This is a genomic window from Pseudomonas lactucae (genome assembly GCF_036688725.1).
Classification (GTDB): domain Bacteria; phylum Pseudomonadota; class Gammaproteobacteria; order Pseudomonadales; family Pseudomonadaceae; genus Aquipseudomonas; species Aquipseudomonas lactucae.
Map to the genome: position 1 here is coordinate 213,339 of NZ_JAQQPT010000005.1, position 19,249 is coordinate 232,587.

20 protein-coding genes are annotated in these 19,249 nt (G+C 59.0%); 5 read left to right on the forward strand and 15 right to left on the reverse strand.

The features are described 5' to 3' along the window. Positions 1-3: 3 nt before the first annotated feature. The 3 genes from V6M90_RS07540 to kdgD all read right to left on the reverse strand — a co-directional run bounded on the left by V6M90_RS07540 (position 4) and on the right by kdgD (position 3,877). Positions 4-1,368 (reverse strand): MFS transporter, encoded by a 1,365-nt coding sequence (locus tag V6M90_RS07540; RefSeq protein ID WP_003171755.1) that lies wholly within the window; start codon positions 1,366-1,368, stop codon positions 4-6. Between the two features lie 97 nt (positions 1,369-1,465). Beyond that, positions 1,466-2,911, reverse strand: coding sequence for an aldehyde dehydrogenase family protein (locus V6M90_RS07545; protein WP_141064362.1), 1,446 nt, complete (start codon positions 2,909-2,911; stop codon positions 1,466-1,468). A gap of 54 nt (positions 2,912-2,965) precedes the next feature. Then, entirely contained in the window at positions 2,966-3,877 is a 912-nt protein-coding gene (kdgD, locus tag V6M90_RS07550) for a 5-dehydro-4-deoxyglucarate dehydratase (RefSeq protein ID WP_003171753.1), read from the reverse strand. A gap of 234 nt (positions 3,878-4,111) precedes the next feature. On the opposite strand from kdgD, the gene V6M90_RS07555 reads away from it, so the two are divergent. Further along, on the forward strand, positions 4,112-5,269 hold the full coding sequence (locus V6M90_RS07555) for a phospholipase (protein WP_332846267.1): 1,158 nt from the start codon (positions 4,112-4,114) through the stop codon (positions 5,267-5,269). A 171-nt stretch (positions 5,270-5,440) separates the two neighbouring features. Continuing rightward, positions 5,441-5,803: a hypothetical protein gene (locus tag V6M90_RS07560; protein WP_003171751.1), complete on the forward strand. Its 363-nt coding sequence runs from the start codon at positions 5,441-5,443 to the stop codon at positions 5,801-5,803. 9 nt (positions 5,804-5,812) lie between these two features. On the opposite strand, the gene V6M90_RS07565 is transcribed toward V6M90_RS07560, so the two are convergent. The 8 genes from V6M90_RS07565 to rplM form a co-directional block, all read right to left on the reverse strand. Further along, on the reverse strand, positions 5,813-6,562 hold the full coding sequence (locus V6M90_RS07565; protein WP_003171750.1) for a FadR/GntR family transcriptional regulator: 750 nt from the start codon (positions 6,560-6,562) through the stop codon (positions 5,813-5,815). Positions 6,563-6,719: 157 nt separating this feature from the next. Beyond that, a complete protein-coding gene (locus tag V6M90_RS07570) occupies positions 6,720-7,139 on the reverse strand; it encodes a ClpXP protease specificity-enhancing factor (RefSeq protein WP_003171749.1) in 420 nt (139 codons plus the stop codon). 17 nt (positions 7,140-7,156) lie between these two features. Continuing rightward, positions 7,157-7,774: a glutathione S-transferase N-terminal domain-containing protein gene (locus V6M90_RS07575; RefSeq protein WP_003171748.1), complete on the reverse strand. Its 618-nt coding sequence runs from the start codon at positions 7,772-7,774 to the stop codon at positions 7,157-7,159. Between the two features lie 147 nt (positions 7,775-7,921). Further along, positions 7,922-8,704 (reverse strand): cytochrome c1, encoded by a 783-nt coding sequence (locus V6M90_RS07580; protein ID WP_332846268.1) that lies wholly within the window; start codon positions 8,702-8,704, stop codon positions 7,922-7,924. Continuing rightward, positions 8,704-9,915 (reverse strand): cytochrome b, encoded by a 1,212-nt coding sequence (locus V6M90_RS07585; RefSeq protein ID WP_003171746.1) that lies wholly within the window; start codon positions 9,913-9,915, stop codon positions 8,704-8,706. Before V6M90_RS07585 ends, V6M90_RS07580 begins: the two co-directional genes overlap by 1 nt. After that, positions 9,915-10,508: a ubiquinol-cytochrome c reductase iron-sulfur subunit gene (gene petA / locus V6M90_RS07590; protein ID WP_034095877.1), complete on the reverse strand. Its 594-nt coding sequence runs from the start codon at positions 10,506-10,508 to the stop codon at positions 9,915-9,917. Before petA ends, V6M90_RS07585 begins: the two co-directional genes overlap by 1 nt. A gap of 266 nt (positions 10,509-10,774) precedes the next feature. After that, positions 10,775-11,167 (reverse strand): 30S ribosomal protein S9, encoded by a 393-nt coding sequence (gene rpsI / locus V6M90_RS07595; RefSeq protein ID WP_003171743.1) that lies wholly within the window; start codon positions 11,165-11,167, stop codon positions 10,775-10,777. Positions 11,168-11,181: 14 nt separating this feature from the next. Next, the gene (rplM, locus tag V6M90_RS07600; RefSeq protein ID WP_003171742.1) at positions 11,182-11,610 is read right to left on the reverse strand and encodes a 50S ribosomal protein L13; all 429 of its coding nucleotides are present in this window, start codon (positions 11,608-11,610) and stop codon (positions 11,182-11,184) included. Between the two features lie 248 nt (positions 11,611-11,858). Here rplM and V6M90_RS07605 point away from each other — a divergent pair, with 248 nt between their 5' ends. Further along, a complete protein-coding gene (locus V6M90_RS07605; protein WP_332846269.1) occupies positions 11,859-12,899 on the forward strand; it encodes an NADP(H)-dependent aldo-keto reductase in 1,041 nt (346 codons plus the stop codon). Between the two features lie 128 nt (positions 12,900-13,027). Here the strand turns inward: V6M90_RS07605 and V6M90_RS07610 are convergent, their stop codons facing one another. After that, positions 13,028-14,164 carry an acyl-CoA dehydrogenase family protein gene (locus V6M90_RS07610; RefSeq protein ID WP_332846270.1) on the reverse strand — a complete coding sequence of 379 codons (1,137 nt, stop codon included), beginning with the start codon at positions 14,162-14,164 and terminating at the stop codon, positions 13,028-13,030. 244 nt (positions 14,165-14,408) lie between these two features. On the opposite strand from V6M90_RS07610, the gene V6M90_RS07615 reads away from it, so the two are divergent. Continuing rightward, positions 14,409-15,305 (forward strand): GlxA family transcriptional regulator, encoded by an 897-nt coding sequence (locus tag V6M90_RS07615; RefSeq protein ID WP_181408626.1) that lies wholly within the window; start codon positions 14,409-14,411, stop codon positions 15,303-15,305. A gap of 131 nt (positions 15,306-15,436) precedes the next feature. Here V6M90_RS07615 and zapE read toward each other — a convergent pair whose 3' ends face one another. The 3 genes from zapE to V6M90_RS07630 all read right to left on the reverse strand — a co-directional run bounded on the left by zapE (position 15,437) and on the right by V6M90_RS07630 (position 18,621). Next, a complete protein-coding gene (gene zapE / locus V6M90_RS07620; RefSeq protein ID WP_078731552.1) occupies positions 15,437-16,531 on the reverse strand; it encodes a cell division protein ZapE in 1,095 nt (364 codons plus the stop codon). Positions 16,532-16,610: 79 nt separating this feature from the next. After that, entirely contained in the window at positions 16,611-17,966 is a 1,356-nt protein-coding gene (locus V6M90_RS07625; protein ID WP_003171737.1) for a tryptophan--tRNA ligase, read from the reverse strand. Positions 17,967-17,991: 25 nt separating this feature from the next. Continuing rightward, positions 17,992-18,621 (reverse strand): alpha/beta hydrolase, encoded by a 630-nt coding sequence (locus V6M90_RS07630; protein WP_141064373.1) that lies wholly within the window; start codon positions 18,619-18,621, stop codon positions 17,992-17,994. 146 nt (positions 18,622-18,767) lie between these two features. Between V6M90_RS07630 and V6M90_RS07635 the strand changes: the two genes are divergently transcribed. Further along, a complete protein-coding gene (locus tag V6M90_RS07635) occupies positions 18,768-19,205 on the forward strand; it encodes a YhcB family protein (protein ID WP_003171734.1) in 438 nt (145 codons plus the stop codon). Positions 19,206-19,249 lie beyond the last annotated feature (44 nt).

Sequence of the window (19,249 nt, forward strand, 5' to 3'; positions counted from 1 at the left end):
CTCTCAGGAATGCGCTTGGGTTAGGTTGTTCAACTCTGGCCCCTTGCTTGGCGGCTCTTTGAGTACTACACGCTTGATCGGGCCGACGATGACCAGGTAGCTGAACACCGCCACCAGCGCGTTGGCGCCGACGAACACCAGGGCCCACTTGAACGAGCCAGTGGTGCTGATGATGTAGCCGATCACGATCGGGGTGGTGATCGAGGCCAGGTTACCGAAGGTGTTGAACAGGCCGCCACTGAGGCCGGCGATTTGTTTCGGCGAGGTGTCGGACACCACCGCCCAACCGAGTGCGCCAACGCCCTTGCCGAAGAAGGCCAAGGCCATGAAACCCACCACCATCCACTCAACGTCGACGTAGTTACACGCAATGATGCTGCTGGACACCAGCAAACCGGCAATGATCGGCGCCTTGCGCGCGAAGGTCAGCGAATGGCCCTTGCGCAGCAGATAGTCGGAAATCACTCCGCCCAGCACGCCGCCGATAAACCCGCAAATCGCCGGTAAGGAGGCAATGAAACCGGCCTTGAGGATGGTCATGCCACGGTCCTGCACCAGGTACACCGGGAACCAGGTCAGGAAGAAGTAGGTGATGCCGTTGATGCAGTACTGGCCCAGGTAAACGCCCAGCATCATGCGGTTGGTCAGCAGTTGGCGGATGTAATCCCACTTCGGCCCGTCGGTTTTCTTACCCTTGCCCTTGTCCTGGTCCATATCGACCATCGCGCCATTGGCGGCGATATGATTGAACTCGGCTTCGTTGATCATCGGGTGCTGGCGCGGGCTGTGGATAACTTTCAGCCAGACCAGTGAAAACAGAATGCCGATCACGCCCATCACGATAAACACGTGCTGCCAGCCGAAGCGGTAGACGATCCAACCCATCAGCGGCGCGAACAACACCGTGGCGAAGTATTGCGCCGAGTTGAAGATCGCCGATGCCGTGCCGCGTTCAGCGGTGGGGAACCAGGCGGCGACAATTCGCGCATTACCCGGGAAGGACGGCGCTTCGGCCAGGCCCACCATGAAGCGCAGCATGAACAGCGCAACCACTGCGGTGGAGACACCGAACTCACCGACATAGCCTTGCAGCACGGTGAACAGTGACCAGGTGAAGATGCTCAGGGCATAGACTTTTTTCGAGCCGAAACGATCGAGCAGCCAGCCACCGGGAATTTGCCCGGCCACGTAGGCCCAACCGAATGCGGAGAAGATATAACCGAGGGTGACCGCGTCGATGCCGAGGTCTTTTTGCAGGCTGGAGCCCGCGATGGCGATGGTGGCCCGGTCGGCGTAGTTGATCGTGGTCACCAGGAACAGCATGAGCAGGATCAAATAGCGGACGTGGGTCGGCTTGGTCGCTTGCATGTAGATGTACTCCCACTAATTATTTTTTTTGCGGGTAATAGTTATGTGTGTTCAGTGTGGGAGCCGGCAGGCGTCCGGCTCCCACGGATACTGCGTGTTACGAACCGATGTAGCTGGTTTTCACCACGGTGTAGAACTCTTGCGCATAGCGACCTTGCTCACGCGACCCGTAGGACGAGCCCTTACGGCCACCGAATGGAACGTGATAGTCCACACCGGCGGTCGGCAGGTTGACCATTACCATCCCGGCCTGGGAGTGGCGCTTGAAGTGGTTGGCGTATTTCAGCGAAGTGGTGGCAATGCCCGCCGACAACCCGAACTCGGTGTCGTTGGCCATGGCCAGCGCCGCCTCGTAGTCCGCCACGCGCACTACGTTGGCCACCGGGCCGAAGATTTCTTCACGGCTGATGCGCATCTGGGCTTCGCTGTCGGCAAACAACGTCGGCGCCAGGTAGTAGCCTTCGGTGTCGCAGGTCACCAGGCCGCCACCGCTGACCAGCCGCGCACCTTCGCTTTGGCCGATGTCGATGTATTTCATGTCCTGGTCAAGCTGGGCCTGGGACACTACCGGGCCAATGTCGGTACCGCTTTTGAGCGCGTGGCCGACCTTGATCGACTTCATACGCTCAGCCATGGCTGCGACGAATTGGTCGTGAATACCGGCGGTGACAATCAAACGGCTCGATGCCGTGCAACGCTGGCCGGTGGAGTAGAACGCGCTCTGCACCGACAGCTCGACAGCCTGCTTGAGGTCGGCGTCGTCGAGAATGATCTGCGGGTTCTTGCCGCCCATTTCCAGTTGCACCTTGGCCTGGCGCGACACGCAGCTGACTGCGATCTGACGCCCCACACCGACGGAACCGGTGAAGCTGATGCCGTCGACTTTCGGGCTGTTGACCAGCACATCGCCGACCACACGGCCGCTGCCCATCACCAGGTTGAACACGCCGGCCGGGAAACCGGCGCGGGAAATAATTTCCGCCAGGGCCCAGGCACAGCCCGGCACCAGTTCGGCCGGTTTGATCACCACGCAGTTACCGTAGGCCAGGGCCGGGGCGATCTTCCACGCGGGGATGGCAATCGGGAAGTTCCACGGGGTGATCAAGCCGACCACGCCGAGGGCTTCGCGGGTCACTTCGACATTGACACCCGGACGCACCGACGGCACGTAGTCACCGGACAAACGCAGGCACTCGCCGGCGAAGAATTTAAAGATGTTACCGGCGCGGGTTACTTCGCCGATAGCCTCGGGCAGGGTCTTGCCCTCTTCACGGGCCAGCAGGGTGCCGAGTTCTTCGCGGCGCGCGAGAATTTCGCTGCCGACTTTATCCAACGCATCGTGGCGAGCCTGGATCCCGGAGGTGGACCAGGCCGGGAACGCGGCGCGGGCAGCATCGATAGCGGCGTTGACCTGAGCGACGTCGGCCTTGGCATACTCGCCGATGACATCGGACAACTCCGATGGGTTGATATTGGCGCAATAGTCGGCGCCGGCCACCCACTGACCGTTGATATAGTTTTCATAACGCTTGGCTTGGGACACGAATCTTCTCCTGACGCAAAAGGCCGCTGATTGCTCAGCGGCCTTGTAGATAAGTTATTGCGGGCCTTGCTTGTCGATCAGCGCGGCCAGGGCTTCGTATTCTTCCGGCAGCAGGTCGGTCAACGGCGTGCGCACCGGGCCTGCGTCATAGCCGACGATTTTTGCACCGGCCTTGACGATGCTCACCGCATAACCGGCCTTGCGGTTACGGATGTCCAGGTACGGCAGGAAGAAGTCATCGATGATCTTGGCAACGGTGGCGTGATCGTCCTTGGCAATCGCGTGGTAGAAGTCCATCGCGGTTTTCGGGATGAAGTTGAACACCGCCGAGGAGTACACCGGCACGCCCAGAGCCTTGTAGGCAGCGGCGTAAACCTCTGCGGTCGGCAGGCCGCCGAGGTAGCTGAAACGGTCGCCGAGACGACGACGAATCGACACCATCAACTCGATGTCACCCAGGCCGTCCTTGTAGCCGATCAGGTTCGGGCAACGCTCGGCCAGGCGTTCCAGCAGCGGCGCGGTCAGGCGGCACACGTTGCGGTTGTAGACCACCACGCCGATGTTTACCGATTTGCAGACCGCTTCAACGTGGGCGGCAACGCCGTCCTGGCTGGCTTCGGTGAGGTAGTGCGGCAACAGCAGCAGGCCCTTGGCGCCGAGGCGTTCGGCTTCTTGCGCGTATTCGATCGCCTGGCGAGTAGCACCGCCGACACCCGCGAGGATCGGCACACTGGTGGCGCAGGTATCAACAGCGGTCTTTATCACTTGGGAATATTCGCTGGCGGCCAGGGAGAAAAACTCACCGGTGCCGCCGGCAGCGAACAGAGCAGTGGCGCCGTAAGGGGCCAGCCACTCAAGGCGCTTGATGTAGCCCGCCTGGTGGAAGTCACCCTGGGCATTGAAATCGGTCACGGGGAAAGACAGCAGACCGTGGGAAAGGATGGACTTCAGTTCTTGTGGATTCATTATTCGAACACCCTGGGTAAAGACTTTCTGTCGAAAGATTGTTGTCGGTTTTGGTGATGTCGTACGTCATCGTACAACTATAAAAAGATTCGTCAACTGCAATTCATCGACCTTCATCTTCAGGTTGGTCGATAGGTGCGCCCTTGACGTAGGAATTTTCCGGCATATACTCGAATTAACTGTATATACATACAGCTATCAAGGAAGATTCCTACGACATAGCAAGGAGCTAACATGTCAGGTCTTGAACTCGCAACCCCCGAAAAGAACCCACCTACCCTGCGTTTCGAAGGCGGCGAACACACCGCCATCGGCGACGATACCCTGTTGCGCTTCGCCAAGGACGCCCCGGCGATTCCCGCACGCCAAATCGAGCTGCACCTGCCCAACGGGCTGGCGCTGACCTACGGCCAAGTGATCGCTCTGGGTGGTGATTTCTATGGCATTCCCGGCCACCCCATCAGCGATGGCGCCTCCCCGGCTGAGCGGGTGCAACGCTTCAACGCCGCCTTCAACTCGCTGGCGGTATTGCCGGCATCACGGATGGAGGCCGGCAAGATTCTCGCCGTGATGCAAATGGAGATCAACGCGGTCAACCAGGCGATCAAGGATGGCAAACAACCCCACGAAGCCTACGATGCCCTCGGTGATACGTTGTCCGAGGAATGGAACCGCATCACCGGCGGCGGCAGCGCGGTTTCGGCGCTGATTCCCTTGGGGCGCTACCTGAAACTGGCGGCGGACAATGCCGACCACTTCGGTGAATGGGCCTTATCGGCGTACCTCGCCGGGCATACCGCAGCGCTGCAACAAGCGTTGGTGGCGCACCAGACCGGCACCGACCAGGCATTGGAGCTGGCTTACGCCATGAACGGCTTTGCTGATCACTTTTTGACCGACCTGTTTTCCGCAGGCCATCTGCGCGTGCCACGCAAGCAATTGGCTGCGGTGGTGACACCCAGCGAACTCGGTTCGCTGATCAGCCGCTTCATGCACGACGAAGACAGCAAGTTCGGGCTCAAGGTGCAAAATGCCATGGGCGATGAGTGGCACGCCTATGGGGACAAACGCTACTTCGACACCCTCGATGCGGCTAATCGGGCACAGGTCAAACGTGCGGTTCAAGCTTCCGCTGATGAAATCTTTGAAACCTTTATCAGCGGTGCAACGCCCTCCCCGGCCAATTTCAAGGCGCCGCTGTATGTACCGGACTTGAACGCCGCGCAAAATCCGGCGAACAATTTTTCGCCGTTGTTCAAAGTGGAGGATGACAAGGTGCTGCGTCGCAAGGACGTGAATGACTTGAACGACAAGCGCTGGACCAATGACTGGTGGGGGTGGAGTACGTATTTGTTGCTCAAGGACTATAAGCCAAACCACCCACAGCCCTGACGTAATCGGTCCCGTGTCGCCCTTGAGCAGCGCAGGGGACCGTCTGTCGTAACTGTAATTTCTAACAGTTACAGAACGCCTGGAAGAAGAAGGAGGATAACCCGCTGAAAGCTGAAGCCACGCTTCGGCGCTGATCAACAGCTACCGATGCAAACAAAAGGAGCGATCAACATGGAATACTCAAAACCAACTCTCGATGGAATTAAGCCAACAGGAGAACCGCCCGTTTATGAACTCGACTTCAAGGATTTGCCCGGTTTGACCCTGACGCTGCCTGATAACCCTGTCAGCGTTCGCGCAGTTTTATTGGAAACTGATCCAGAGGACACTCGTGATCTGGACAGCAAAGAGTACTTCGAAGCCCACGCGGGCAATGCGATCGAAATACCACGCATCGTCAGCTTCACCACGGCGCCGGATGACGAAACACAACAACGACTACGAGGCAAAACTGCGTGGCTGGCCTACGAGGTCCAAACCTACGGAGGACAGACTATCCTCTCCAAAAAAGTAGAAGTACGATTCAAAGGCTGAACGTGGTTATTACCCCCGCTGCGCCTGCGCCTCTTCATGCGCATGGCGCAGCCGCTCCCGGCTGTTGGTCAGGTGCAAACGCATCGCCGCACGCGCTGCATCCGAATCCTGACGGGCAATCGCTTCATAAATCTCTTCGTGTTCGCGGCTCAGACGCCCCATGTAATGCTGCTGGTCGTCATGAGCCAGGCGCGCCGAGTTCAGACGGGTTCGCGGAATGATGCTGGTGCCCAGGTGAGTCATGATGTCGGTGAAATAGCGGTTGCCGGTGGACAGCGCAATTTCGAGGTGGAACGCGAAGTCGGAAGCGACCGCATCGCCCGCATGGGCGGCGCTTTCATTCAAGGCATCGAGCGCCGCGCGCATGGCCGCCAGTTGCTCGTCGCTGCGACGCAGTGCGGCCAGACCGGCCGACTCTACTTCCAGGCTGATGCGCAGCTCCAGGATCGCCAGCACATCACGCAGTGTGACCACCGTGGCCGGGTCGATGCGAAAACCGCTGGGGCTCGGCGTATCCAGTACAAAGGTGCCGATGCCATGACGGGTTTCCACCTGCCCCGCCGCCTGCAGGCGCGAAATGGCTTCGCGTACCACCGTACGGCTTACACCGTGGGCTTGCATGATCGCCGATTCGGTGGGCAGTTTATCGCCCCGTTTAAGCTCGCCATCGCGGATCTGCTCGGACAACACCGTGACCAATTCCTGGGCAAGGCTGCGGCGCTTGCGGGGAAGACGAGAGGCGGTGTTGGCGTTTTCCATGATGGATCATCTTTCTCGGTGAACTTGAGCACGCATCATAGCCCATGGCGGTTGTACGATCACCGTCCGGGCACGACTTTCATCCATATCCTGCGCGCAAAAAAATGCCCCGACATCAATCGAGGCATTTTTCAGGCAGGTCTGACGGAAAAACCGCTTATTTGACCACTTTCAGACTCGGCCGGCCGCTTGGACGCGGTGGCTCGGAATCGGGCGGCGGCAGATCATCACCGTCTTCACTTTCGATCGTTTCGTCATCCTCGAAAGGCGACTCCAGATCGAACACCATGCCTTGGCCATTCTCCCGGGCGTAGATCCCGAGGATGGCGCCAATCGGTACGTACAGCGTGTGCGGCACACCGCCGAAACGCCCTTCGAAGCTGACTGCTTCATTGTCCATGTGCAGGTGGCGCACGGCACTGGGTGACACGTTCAGCACAATCTGCCCGTCACTGGCAAAACCCTGCGGTACCTGAACCGCAGGAAACTCGGAATTGACCAGCATGTGCGGGGTGCAATCGTTGTCCACAATCCACTCGTAGAGCGCGCGGACCAGGTAGGGTCGACTGGAGTTCATCAGCGGCTCCTTAAGCCTTAGCGCATATCGCGTTCTACACCAGACAGACTCGCCTGGAAAGCCTCACGCGCAAATTGGCGCTCCATGTAATCAAGCAACGGCTTGGCCGGCCGTGGCAGTTCAATGCCCAGGATCGGCAAACGCCAGAGTATCGGCAATAGGCAGCAATCCACCAAACTTTGTTCCTCACTGAGAAAAAAAGGTTTATCGGCGAACAACGGCGAAACGCCTGTCAGGCTTTCGCGCAATTCCTTACGCGCCACAACACGGGCCGCCTCTTTACTGCGCGAATCGAGTATCAGGTCCACCAGCCCACACCAGTCACGCTGGATCCGATGGATCAGCAGACGGCTGTTGGCACGCGCCACCGGATACACCGGCAGCAAAGGCGGATGCGGGTAACGCTCATCCAGGTATTCCATCACCACGGTCGACTCCCACAACGCCAAGTCACGATCGACCAGGGTGGGCAAGCTGCCGTAAGGGTTCACTTCGATCAGCTTCGGCGGATGACGACCCACCTCCACACTGATGATCTCGGCGCTGACACCCTTCTCTGCGAGCACGATACGTACCCGGTGGGAATAGTGGTCGGCGGGGTCGGAGTAACAGGCCAACCGATTGGTCACGCCCATGGCGGTCCTCCTCGCTTGTTGAAATTATCGAAAGCTCAAAAACGAGCGCGCCCAGAGAGCATCTCTGTAGTACCCGATAACCGGGTCGCTACGTGTTCAGAGATGCCGCTGGGCGCGCAAGATTAACAGCAATTGCTTACGGTTGGATCAATGCACATCCTTCCAGTATTCGCGCTTGAGCAGATAAGCGAATACGAAGAAGAAAGCCAGGTACAGCAAGACGTACGTACCGATGCGCTGATGTTGCAGTTTGACCGGGTTGGCCGAGTAGGCCAGGAAGGTCACCAGGTTCCTGACCTTCTCGTCAAACTGCTCTTCGTTCAGCGTACCGGTCTTGGGCACGATGGTCAGTTGATCGCATGCTTCATGAGTCAGAGGCGTACCGGTCAACGGATCATATTGCTTCTTGCCGTTATCAACGACCTGAACCTGCTTGCATCCTACCACTTGGCGACCCTGCAGGCCGACCAGAACGTTAGGCATGCCGACGTTCGGGAACACCTTGTTGTTCACACCCCAAGGGCGCGCCGGGTCTTCGTAGAAGGACTTGAGGTAGCCGTAGAGCCAGTCGGTGCCGCGCACGCGGGCTACCAGGGTCAGATCGGGCGGTGCAGCCCCGAACCAGGCCTTGGCGTCCGCCGGCTTCATGCCGATGTTCATGTGGTCGCCAATCTTGGCGCCGGTGAACACCAGTTTATCCAACATCAACTCGTGGGGGATGCCCAGGTCATCGGCCACGCGCTCATAACGCTGGAACTTGGCGCTATGGCAGCCCATGCAGTAGTTGGCGAAGGTGCGCGCGCCGTCTTGCAGGGCAGCCTTGTCAGACACGTCGATGTCGACTTTTTCCAGTTCCGGGCCACCGTGCTCGGCGGCGAAGGACAGTAGCGGCAGCGCCGCAAGCATCAATGCAACAAATAATTTTTTCATCAGCCAGTCACCCTTTCCGGAACCGGTTTGGTCTTCTCGAGCCGGGTGTAGAACGGCATCAGAATGAAGTAGGCGAAATACAGGAAGGTGCAGACCTGCGACAGCAACGTACGCTCAGGGGTTGGCGCCAGCACACCCAGCACGCCCAGGATCACGAATGCAATGCAGAACACCCACAGCCAGATCTTGCTCAGCCAGCCTTTGTAGCGCATGGACTTGACCGGGCTTCGGTCGAGCCAAGGCAGTACGAACAGCACCGCAATGGCCGCGCCCATGGCGATCACACCCATGAGCTTGTCGGGGATCGCCCGCAAGATCGCGTAGAACGGCGTGAAGTACCAGACCGGAGCAATGTGCTCAGGTGTCTTGAAGGCGTTGGCTTGTTCGAAGTTAGGCTTCTCCAGGAAATAACCGCCCATCTCCGGGAAAAAGAACACGATCGAGCAGAACACGAACAGGAACACTACGACGCCGACAATGTCTTTCACGGTGTAGTACGGGTGGAACGGAATGCCATCCAGCGGGATGCCGTTCTCGTCCTTGTGCTTCTTGATGTCCACGCCATCCGGGTTATTGGAACCCACTTCGTGCAGCGCCAGGATGTGCAGCACCACCAGGCCCAGGATCACGATAGGCAGGGCCACGACGTGCAAGGCGAAAAAGCGGTTCAGGGTGATGCCCGAGATCAGGTAGTCACCGCGGATCCACTGGGTCAGGTCATTGCCGATCACCGGGATAGCACCGAACAGCGAGATGATCACCTGGGCGCCCCAGTACGACATCTGGCCCCATGGCAGCAGGTAACCCATGAAGGCTTCAGCCATCAGCGCCAGGTAGATCAGCATGCCGAAGACCCACACCAACTCACGCGGTTTCTGGTAGGAACCGTAGAGCAGACCACGGAACATGTGCAGATAGACCACGATGAAGAACGCCGAAGCGCCGGTGGAGTGCAGCAGGCGCAGGATCGAGCCGTACTCGACGTCACGCATGATGTATTCGACGGAGGCAAACGCCTCTTCCGCCGACGGGGTATAGCTCATTGTCAGCCAGACGCCGGTGACGATCTGGTTGACCAGCACCAGCAGGGCCAGGGAGCCGAAGAAGTAGAAGAAGTTGAAGTTTTTTGGCGCGTAATATTTGCTGAGATGGTCTTCCCACATTTTAGTGGCGGGAAAGCGCGCATCGACCCAATCCATGAACTTGCTCATCACGCGTTCTCCTTATCGAGGCCAATGACAATAAGGTCGTCAGTTTCGTAGGTATGCGGGGGCACGGGCAGGTTCAATGGAGCAGGCTGGGACTTGTAGACGCGACCGGCGAGGTCGTAGTGAGAACCGTGGCATGGGCAGAAATAACCGCCAACCCAGTCCTTGCCCAGGTCGACAGGCGCGACCTCCGGGCGAAACGTGGGCGAGCAACCCAGGTGGGTACACAGCCCGACCAGCAGCAGAATCTCTGGCTTGATCGAACGTGCTTCGTTTTTGGCGTAGGCGGGTTGGTCGGATTTCTCGGATTTCGGGTCGGACAACTGACCTTCGATCTTTTTCAGATTTCCCAGGATTTCCTCGGTACGACGAACAATGAATACCGGCTGGCCGCGCCATTCAGCAATCATTTGCTGGCCTGGCTCGATCTTGCTGACATTCACCTTCACCGGTGCACCTGCGGCTTTCGCCTTGGCACTGGGAAACCATGACCCCACGAACGGGACCGCAGCCCCCACCGCTCCTGCAGCACCCACCACGGATGTGGCTGCTACCAAGAAGCGACGCCGGCCTGCATTCACGCCGTCATTGCTCATTCAGTCCTCTCCCATCAGCTTTTTGGCCTGTTAAATCAGGCGTCTACTAAGTGTTGAATCTTTACTTATAAAAATTTTGACGGATGGTAATGAAAAGCCCCACGTATGACAAGGGAATTGCCCGGACCACTACCCCCAGGCCTTGTAGTATAGGGGGTCTACGGATGTGGCAAGTTGTCACGGTAAAAAATGTGCATAAATCGCAGGCAATAAAAAACGCCCAGCTCCGTGAGGAGGCTGGGCGTTTTTGTGGAACGTAAAGCGAATTAACGCTTCGAGTACTGCGGACGCTTACGCGCTTTACGCAGACCGACTTTCTTACGTTCAACTTCACGGGCATCGCGAGTCACGAAGCCAGCTTTGCGCAGAGCGCCACGCAGGGTTTCGTCGTACTGCATCAGAGCGCGAGTGATACCGTGGCGGATTGCGCCAGCTTGACCACTTACACCGCCACCGATAACGGTGACGTAGATGTCGAACTTTTCAACGGTCTCGGTCAATTCCAGCGGCTGACGAACTACCATGCGGGCAGTTTCGCGGCCGAAGAAGTTGTCCAGGGTGCGGTTGTTGATCGAGATGTTACCAGTGCCCGGACGCAGGAAAACGCGAGCGGTTGCGGTTTTGCGACGGCCAGTGCCGTAATTTTGAGTCGCCGACATAATGAACTATTCCGTTAAAACTTCAGTTCTTGGGGCTGCTGAGCAGCATGAGGGTGTACAGCGCCCGCATAGACTTTCAGCTTGCGAAACATATCGCGACCCAGAGGGCCCTTAGGCAGCATACCTTTGACCGCGATTTCGATCGGGGCTTCAGGCTTCTTGGAGATCAGGCCTTCAAAGTTCGAAGACTTGATACCGCCTGGGAAACCGGAGTGACGGTAGTACATTTTGTCTTGCGCTTTGTTGCCGGTAACACGTACCTGCTCAGCGTTGATGATCACGATGTAGTCACCGGTGTCAACGTGAGGGGTGTACTCAGGCTTGTGCTTGCCACGCAGACGGCTGGCGACTTCAGTGGCCAGACGACCCAGGGTCTGACCAGCGGCGTCGACGACAAACCAGTCGCGCTGAACTGTTTCCGGTTTTGCAGTAAAAGTTGTCATTCTTTAATAGCCTCAGGGGCCGCCCTGTAAATTAGACGGCGGATCTTACTGAATAGTGCGTACTTTGACAAGTCAAAGGCAGCCGGATACAGACGCTATCGGGGGCTCGGGTCGGCGCGTCCGTTCAACGGCAAGATTCTTCGGCAGACGGCGCATCACTTCCACTGCAGAAAGAGGTGGGCAATTATGCAGATTGCGAAAAAAAATTCAACCTGCTTTTATGATTGTTTTCCCTGAAGGAGTACCCGATGGATTATCGACAGCTGGGCCGTACGGATCTGAACGTGAGCGCGATAGCCTTGGGCACCATGACCTGGGGCGAGCAGAACAGCGAGGCAGAGGCCTTCGCGCAGATCGAGCGGGCCAAGGCCGCGGGGATCAACTTCCTCGATACGGCGGAAATGTACCCGGTGCCGCCCAAGGCCGACACCTACGCCACCACCGAGCGCTACATCGGCAATTATTTCAAAAGCCGTGGCGATCGCGCCGACTGGATCCTCGCCAGCAAGATCGCGGGCCCTGGCAACACCATCGACTACATCCGTGACGGCTACCTGCGTCACAACCGCAAGCACATCGCCCAAGCCCTGGATGCCAGCCTCAAGCGCCTGCAAACCGACTGGATCGACCTCTACCAACTGCACTGGCCGGAGCGCAGCACCAACTTCTTCGGCCAACTGAGCTACAAGCACAAGGACGAAGACGACCTGACCCCGCTGGAGGAAACCCTCGAAGCGCTGGACGAGCAGGTCAAGGCCGGAAAAATCCGCCATATCGGCCTGTCCAACGAAACCCCGTGGGGCACCATGAAGTTCCTGGCCCTGGCCGAAGCCCGTGGCTGGCCGCGCGCGGTGTCGATCCAGAACCCCTACAACCTGCTCAACCGCAGCTTTGAAGTGGGCCTGGCGGAAGTTGCCATTCGCGAACAATGTGGCCTGTTGGCTTATTCGCCCCTGGCGTTCGGTATGCTCAGTGGCAAGTACGAGGGCGGCGCACGTCCGGCCAAAGCACGCCTGACCGAATACAGCCGCTTCAGCCGCTATTTCAACCCGCAGTCGGAAACGGCCTGCAGCCGTTATGTGACCCTGGCGCGCGAGCACGGTTTGGACCCGGCACAGATGGCGTTGGCGTTTGTGACGCAGCAGCCGTTCGTGACCAGCAATATCATTGGCGCCACATCGCTGGAGCAGTTGGATAGCAACATCGCCAGTGCCGAGCTGAAACTCTCGAAAGAGGTGCTGGAGGGGATCGAGGCGATTCAGAAGGATCATCCGAATCCGGCGCCTTGACTGACCTTTAGGCCGCCATCGGGAGCAAGTCGAATCGTCGCACCGCCCCTCCCACATTTGACTGGGTTCACAAGTTCAAGTGTGGGAGGAGCTTGCCCCCGACGAGGCCCTCAAGGGGCACCCCAAAATCAAAGCGCCCGCGCAATGATCTCCTTCATGATCTCATTGGTCCCCGCATAAATACGCTGCACCCGCGCATCCGCCCAGGCACGGGCAATCGGGTATTCCCACATGAAGCCGTAGCCGCCGTGCAGCTGCACGCACTCATCGAGCACCTTGCATTGCAGGTCCGTGGCCCAGTACTTGGCCATCGCCGCCGTGGGTACGTCCAGCTTGCCTTGCAGGTGCAACGCCATGCACTGGTCGATGAATACCCGGCCGATCTGAATTTCGGTGGCCATCTCCGCCAGCTTGAAGCGCGTGTTCTGAAAGTCGGCAATCGCCTTGCCGAACGCCTGGCGCTCGCGGGTATATTCCAAGGTCCATTGCAACGCGGCTTCGGCGGATGACAAGGCACCGATTGCCACCGTCAGACGCTCCTGCGGCAGCTCCTGCATCAAATACGCGAAGCCCATGCCTGCCTGGCCCAGCAGGTTCTCCTTGGGCACGCGTACGTCCTGAAAGAACAGCTCCGAGGTGTCCTGGGCCTTCATGCCTACCTTCTCCAGGCGTTTGCCCTTGGCGAAGCCCGGCGTATCGGCCTGCACCAGGAACAGGCTGGTGCCCTTGGCGCCCGCCTTGGGATCGGTCTTGGCCACCACGATCACCAGGTCAGCCAGATAGCCGTTGGTAATGAACGTCTTGGAGCCGTTGATCACATACTCATCGCCGTCCAGCACGGCGCTGGTCTTGACCCCTTGCAGGTCGGAGCCGGCACCCGGCTCGGTCATCGCAATGGCAGTGACCATGTCGCCGGCGATCAATTTGGGCAGGTACTTGTGCTTCAGCGCCTCGCTGCCGTAATGCAGGATGTAAGGCGCGACGATATCCGAATGCAGGGAAAAGCCGATGCCGGTCAGGCCCAGCCGACTGATCTCCTCGATCACCACCGCACTGTAGAGAAAGTCCGCCCCCAGGCCGCCATATTCCTCCGGCAGATGGGAGCACAGCATCCCGGCCTCCCCCGCCTTGCGCCACAGTTCGCGGTCGATATAACCCTGCTTTTCCCATTGCCCATGGAAAGGCGCGGCGTCTTTTTCGAGGAAGGTGCGCACGCTCTCGCGAAAGAGCTCGTGCTCCGGACTGAATAAAGTTCTGGGAATCATGGGTCACCTGTGTGGATTGTCGGACAAAGGCCAGCCAACAGAGCCTAGGCCGCGAAAGCGTCACGGGACACTGGACACATGCGACAAAAAATAAGACGATCCAGCCGTCTGGTGACCACTTTCCCCTATAAGAATAAATGAAATTATGTCTAACCAAATCTCCACGCCCTTGCGGCGCGTCAGCATTTTGGCCATTGATCGGGTATTCGCGTCCACCCTCATGCAAGCCAAGGATTTCTTCCATCTGGCCAGCCTGCGCCATGGCAAACAACTCGGCCAGGGCCTTACGCCCGCGTTCGAAACGCGCCTGGTCAGCCCCGACGGCAAGTCTGTGCGCAGTTTCAGCGACGTGATCATGCCGGTCGACGGTGGCCTGGAAGACGCCGACATCATCGTACTGCCGGCCTTCTGGGATGACTTTGACGCGCTCTGCGTGCGCTACCCACAAGTGCTGCCGTGGTTACGCGAACAACACGCCCGTGGCGCCGTACTCTGTGGCGAAGCGACCGGCGTGTTCTGGCTGGCCGAGGCGGGATTGCTCGATGGCAAGGAGGCGACCACCTACTGGCGCTTCTTCAACGCCTTCGCCGAACGTTTCCCCAAGGTACAACTCAACCAGGACAAGCACCTCACCGACGCCGACAACTTGTATTGCGCCGGCGGGACCACCTCGGCGTGCGACCTCTACATCTACCTGATCGAACGATTCTGCGGCGCCAACATCGCCCAGGCCGTGGCCCGCGATATTCTCTACGAAGTGCAGCGCAACTATGCGCCGGGGCGTATCGGGTTTGGCGGGCAGAAACTGCACCAGGATGTGATCATCCTGCAGATCCAGCATTGGCTCGAAGAGCATTTCGCCGACAAGTTCCGCTTCGAAGACGTCGCCCGCGAACACGGCATGAGCATCCGCAACTTCATGCGCCGCTTCCAGACCGCTACCGGTGACAAGCCGCTGCACTACCTGCAACGCCTGCGTATCGAGACAGCCAAGGGCCTGCTCTCGGGCAGCCGCAAGAGCATCAAGACCATCAGCTATGAGGTGGGTTACGACGATGCGAGCTTCTTTGCACGGCTGTTCAGGCAGCACACGGAGCTGTCGCCGAACCAGTATCGCCAGCAATTCCAGCAGGCCGCGTAGCCCCAGCCAAACACAGTAAAACAAGTGGGAGGGGGCTTGCTCCCGATAGCAGAGTGTCAGTCACTGAAGATGTTGACTGATCCACCGCTATCGGGAGCAAGCCCCCTCCCACATTTTGATCTGCATTTGACCTAGGGCTTGTGACCGCGCGACAGGAACTCGTGGGACTGCATTTCCAGCAAGCGGCTCAGGGTACGCTGGAACTCGAAGTTCAAGCGGCCACCGGTGTAAAGATCCTTGAGCTCAACTTCCGCCGAGATGATCAGCTTGACGTTGCGATCGTAGAACTCGTCGACCATGTTGATGAAGCGGCGCGCGATGTCGTCGGTGGTGACGCCCATCTGCTCGACGCCGCTCAAGATCACCGCGTGGAAAATCTTGCCCAGCTCGATGTAGTCGTTCTGGCTGCGCGGGCCGTCGCACAGTTGGCGGAATTCGAACCAGGCCACGTCATCACAGGTACGCAGCGCGATCATCTCGCGGTTCTCGATCATCAGCTTGTCGTTTTCCACCGCCTGGGTGCATTCCGGCGTGAGGGCACGGAAGCTTTTGCGCAGGCTGTCGTGGGCCGCTTCGTTCAGCGGATAGTGGTACAGCTCCGCTTGCTCGAGGTGACGCAGGCGATAGTCGACGCCGCTGTCGACGTTGACGATGTCGGTATTCTGCTTGATCAGCGCGATGGCCGGCAGGAAGCGCGCGCGCTGCAGGCCATCCTTGTACAGGCCGTCCGGCACGATGTTCGAGGTGGCCACCAGTGTCACGCCGTTCTTGAACAGCTCTTCCATCAACGTGCCGAGGATCATGGCGTCGGTGATGTCGGACACGAAGAACTCATCGAAGCAGATGACCCGCGCCTCGTCGGAAAAGCGCTTGGCGATGATGGTCAGCGGGTTTTTCTCGCCCGGCAAGGTCTTCATCTCTTCGTGCACGCGCTTCATGAAACGGTGGAAGTGCGTGCGGACCTTTTCCTTGAACGGCAGCGCTTCAAAGAAGGTGTCGACCAGGTAGGTCTTGCCACGGCCCACGCCACCCCAGAAGTACAGGCCCTTGACCGGCGTGCGGTCTTTCTTGCCAAACAGCTTGCTGAGCATCCCTGGCTTGCTTTGCGAGGCCGCGACCAGGTCGTCATACAGGCGCTGCAGATGACGCACCGCCGTTTCCTGGGCCGCGTCATGGAAGAATTCAGGGCGTTTCAGATCAGCTTGATATCGTTCTAGGGGCGTCATAATTTCGTTAGCAAGGCAACAAAAACGGGCCGACACTGTAACGACGGCCCTGGATAATGGCAATCAACCCTTGGTCGGGTTAATCCTCGATGGGGGTCAACGCAGTGCGCAAGGCTTCAATGGCTGCGTCACGCGAGGCGCCGTCGGCGAACTCGGCACTGTCGGCCACCGCGGCGCCGTCCAGCCACACGCTGAAGCTCAGGGCGTCGGAGCGTACATCCAAAGCATCGCCGCTTTGCAGTTGCTTGGTCACCGCGCCCGCCGCTTTGCCGTCGGCAAAGTTGCGTGACAGCAGCAATTGCTCGCCGTCGGCCGCCAGCAGGCGGAAACGGAAGCTGCCGTCGTCTTCGCGAAAGCTCACAAAACGCGCGGCTTTCGCGGCTTTCTTTTTGCTGGCGACCGGCGCCGCAGCCTGATTGACGAACGAACGCAGGCCCACCGCTTCACGCAGCTCGGCCAGGAACGGCGCGGCCACGGCACGGGCTTTTTTGGCGCCAACCAGCAACAGGTCTTCCATGTCCGATGGGCGCGACATCAGTTGATGGTAACGCTCGCGGGCTTCACCCAACTGGCCGTCGAGCAGTTGGAACAGACGATTCTTCGCCTCACCCCAGCCCAGACCTTGCAGGAGTTCGGCGCGGAATTCCTCTTCCTGGGCCTTGCTCGCAAACGCCTGGTACAGGGTGAACAGGTGTGAGTTATCCGGGTCCTTGGCTTCGCCGGGGGCGCGCGAGTCGGTGACGATGCGCGAGATCGCGTCCTTCATGTCCTTGGCGCTGGTGAACAACGGGATGGTGTTGTCGTAGCTCTTGGACATCTTGCGGCCGTCCAGGCCCGGCAAGGTGGCGACGCTTTCTTCGATCAATGCCTCAGGCATGGTGAAGAATTCTTTGCCATTGCCGAACAGGTGGTTGAAACGCTGGCCGATGTCGCGGGCCATTTCCACGTGCTGGATCTGGTCGCGCCCCACCGGCACCTTGTGCGCGTTGAACATCAGGATGTCCGCCGCCATCAGTACCGGGTAGCTGTACAGCCCCATGGTGATGCCCGCGTCCGGGTCTTCGCCGGTTTCCACGTTCTTGTCCACCGAGGCCTTGTAGGCGTGGGCGCGGTTGAGCAGGCCCTTGGCGGCCACGCAGGTCAGCAACCAGGTCAGTTCGGGAATTTCCGGAATGTCGGACTGACGGTAGAAGGTCACCCGGTTCACATCCAGGCCACCGGCCAGCCAGGTCGCGGCGATTTCCATACGCGAGCGCTGGATGCGCTGCGGGTCATCGCATTTGATCAGGGCGTGGTAGTCGGCCAGGAAGTAGAAGGAGTCGGCATTCGCATCCTGGCTGGCAAGAATCGCGGGGCGGATCGCACCCGCGTAGTTGCCCAGGTGCGGCGTGCCGGTGGTGGTGATGCCGGTGAGGATACGGGTACGCGTCGTCATGGGGTAATCGCTTATCAGACTGCTATCAATTCGAGAGGCGCGGCAGCACCAGATCCTTCAGATCGGTGAGCTTGCCATGAAAAAAGTGCCCGCATTCTGCCACTTTCAGCAGCTCATGGGGGCGTTTCAGGGCCGCGGACCAGTCGTAGACGAGTTGCGGGTCGACCACTTCGTCGGTTTCCGGCTGGATCAGGGTCAACGGGCAGCCTTGAGGCAGCGCATCCGTGTCGCGCAGGCGCATCACGGCGGCGGCGACCATGAACAGGTGTGCGAGTTTTTCGCCCTTGGCTTCCAGACGGCCACCGAGGCTGGCGGCCACGTAGCCACCGAAGGAAAAACCGAGCAAGGTGATCGGCAGGTTCGGGTGTTTTTCGCGCAACCAGGTGACGGCCGCTTCGGCATCGTCGACTTCGCCGGTGCTCATGTCGTGGCTGCCGGCACTTGCACCGACGCCACGGTAATTGAAACGCAAAGTAATCAAACCGGCATCGCGGGCGGTGCGTTGCAGGGTCGAAACGACTTTATTGAGCATGGTCCCGCCCTGCACCGGGTTGGGGTGGCAGATCAGCGCCAGGCCACGTGGCTCGGGGTGATCGAGGTACAAGGCTTCCAGTTGACCCACCGGGCCATCGATCAAAACGGGGGTTTCACGCATGAGCAAGGATGAACTCCGTGACCTCTCAAAGGGTCGACTCGTCTAGCTAAAAGTCTGTGCATGGCATCATTGCGAGCTTAATCGCGGTATACAGCGCAGGTCCGAGCCGTTAACGTAAAGCAAAGCCGTTTATAGAGGAAGGACTCGTGGAACACTCGCTCTTAGTTTGGTTGTTGCCGACTCTTGCCCTGGTTGCCGGTGTCGCCATTGGATTCCTGGTTGCTCGCCTGCTGCCGAATGCCGCGCCTAACCGCACGCAGCGTCAGCTGGATGACATTCAGGAACGTTTTGACAGTTATCAGAACGAGGTTGTTACCCACTTCAATAGCACCGCCACCCTGGTCAAGAAGCTCACCCAGAGCTACCAGGAAGTACAGGATCATCTCGCCGATGGCGCAAACCGCCTGGCCCTCGACGACATCACCCGTCAGCGCCTGCTGGCCGCGCTGCATTCCGATGCACCGCAAACCCCACGGGAACGCCTGACCCCACCCCGGGAAAACCAGGAGCCACCAAGGGACTACGCGCCAAAAACGCCAAACGCCCCTGGCATGCTCGATGAGCATTACGGCTTGAAGAAGTAAGTTATTTTCAAGCGACACAAAAAAGCCCGGCTGATCGATGATCA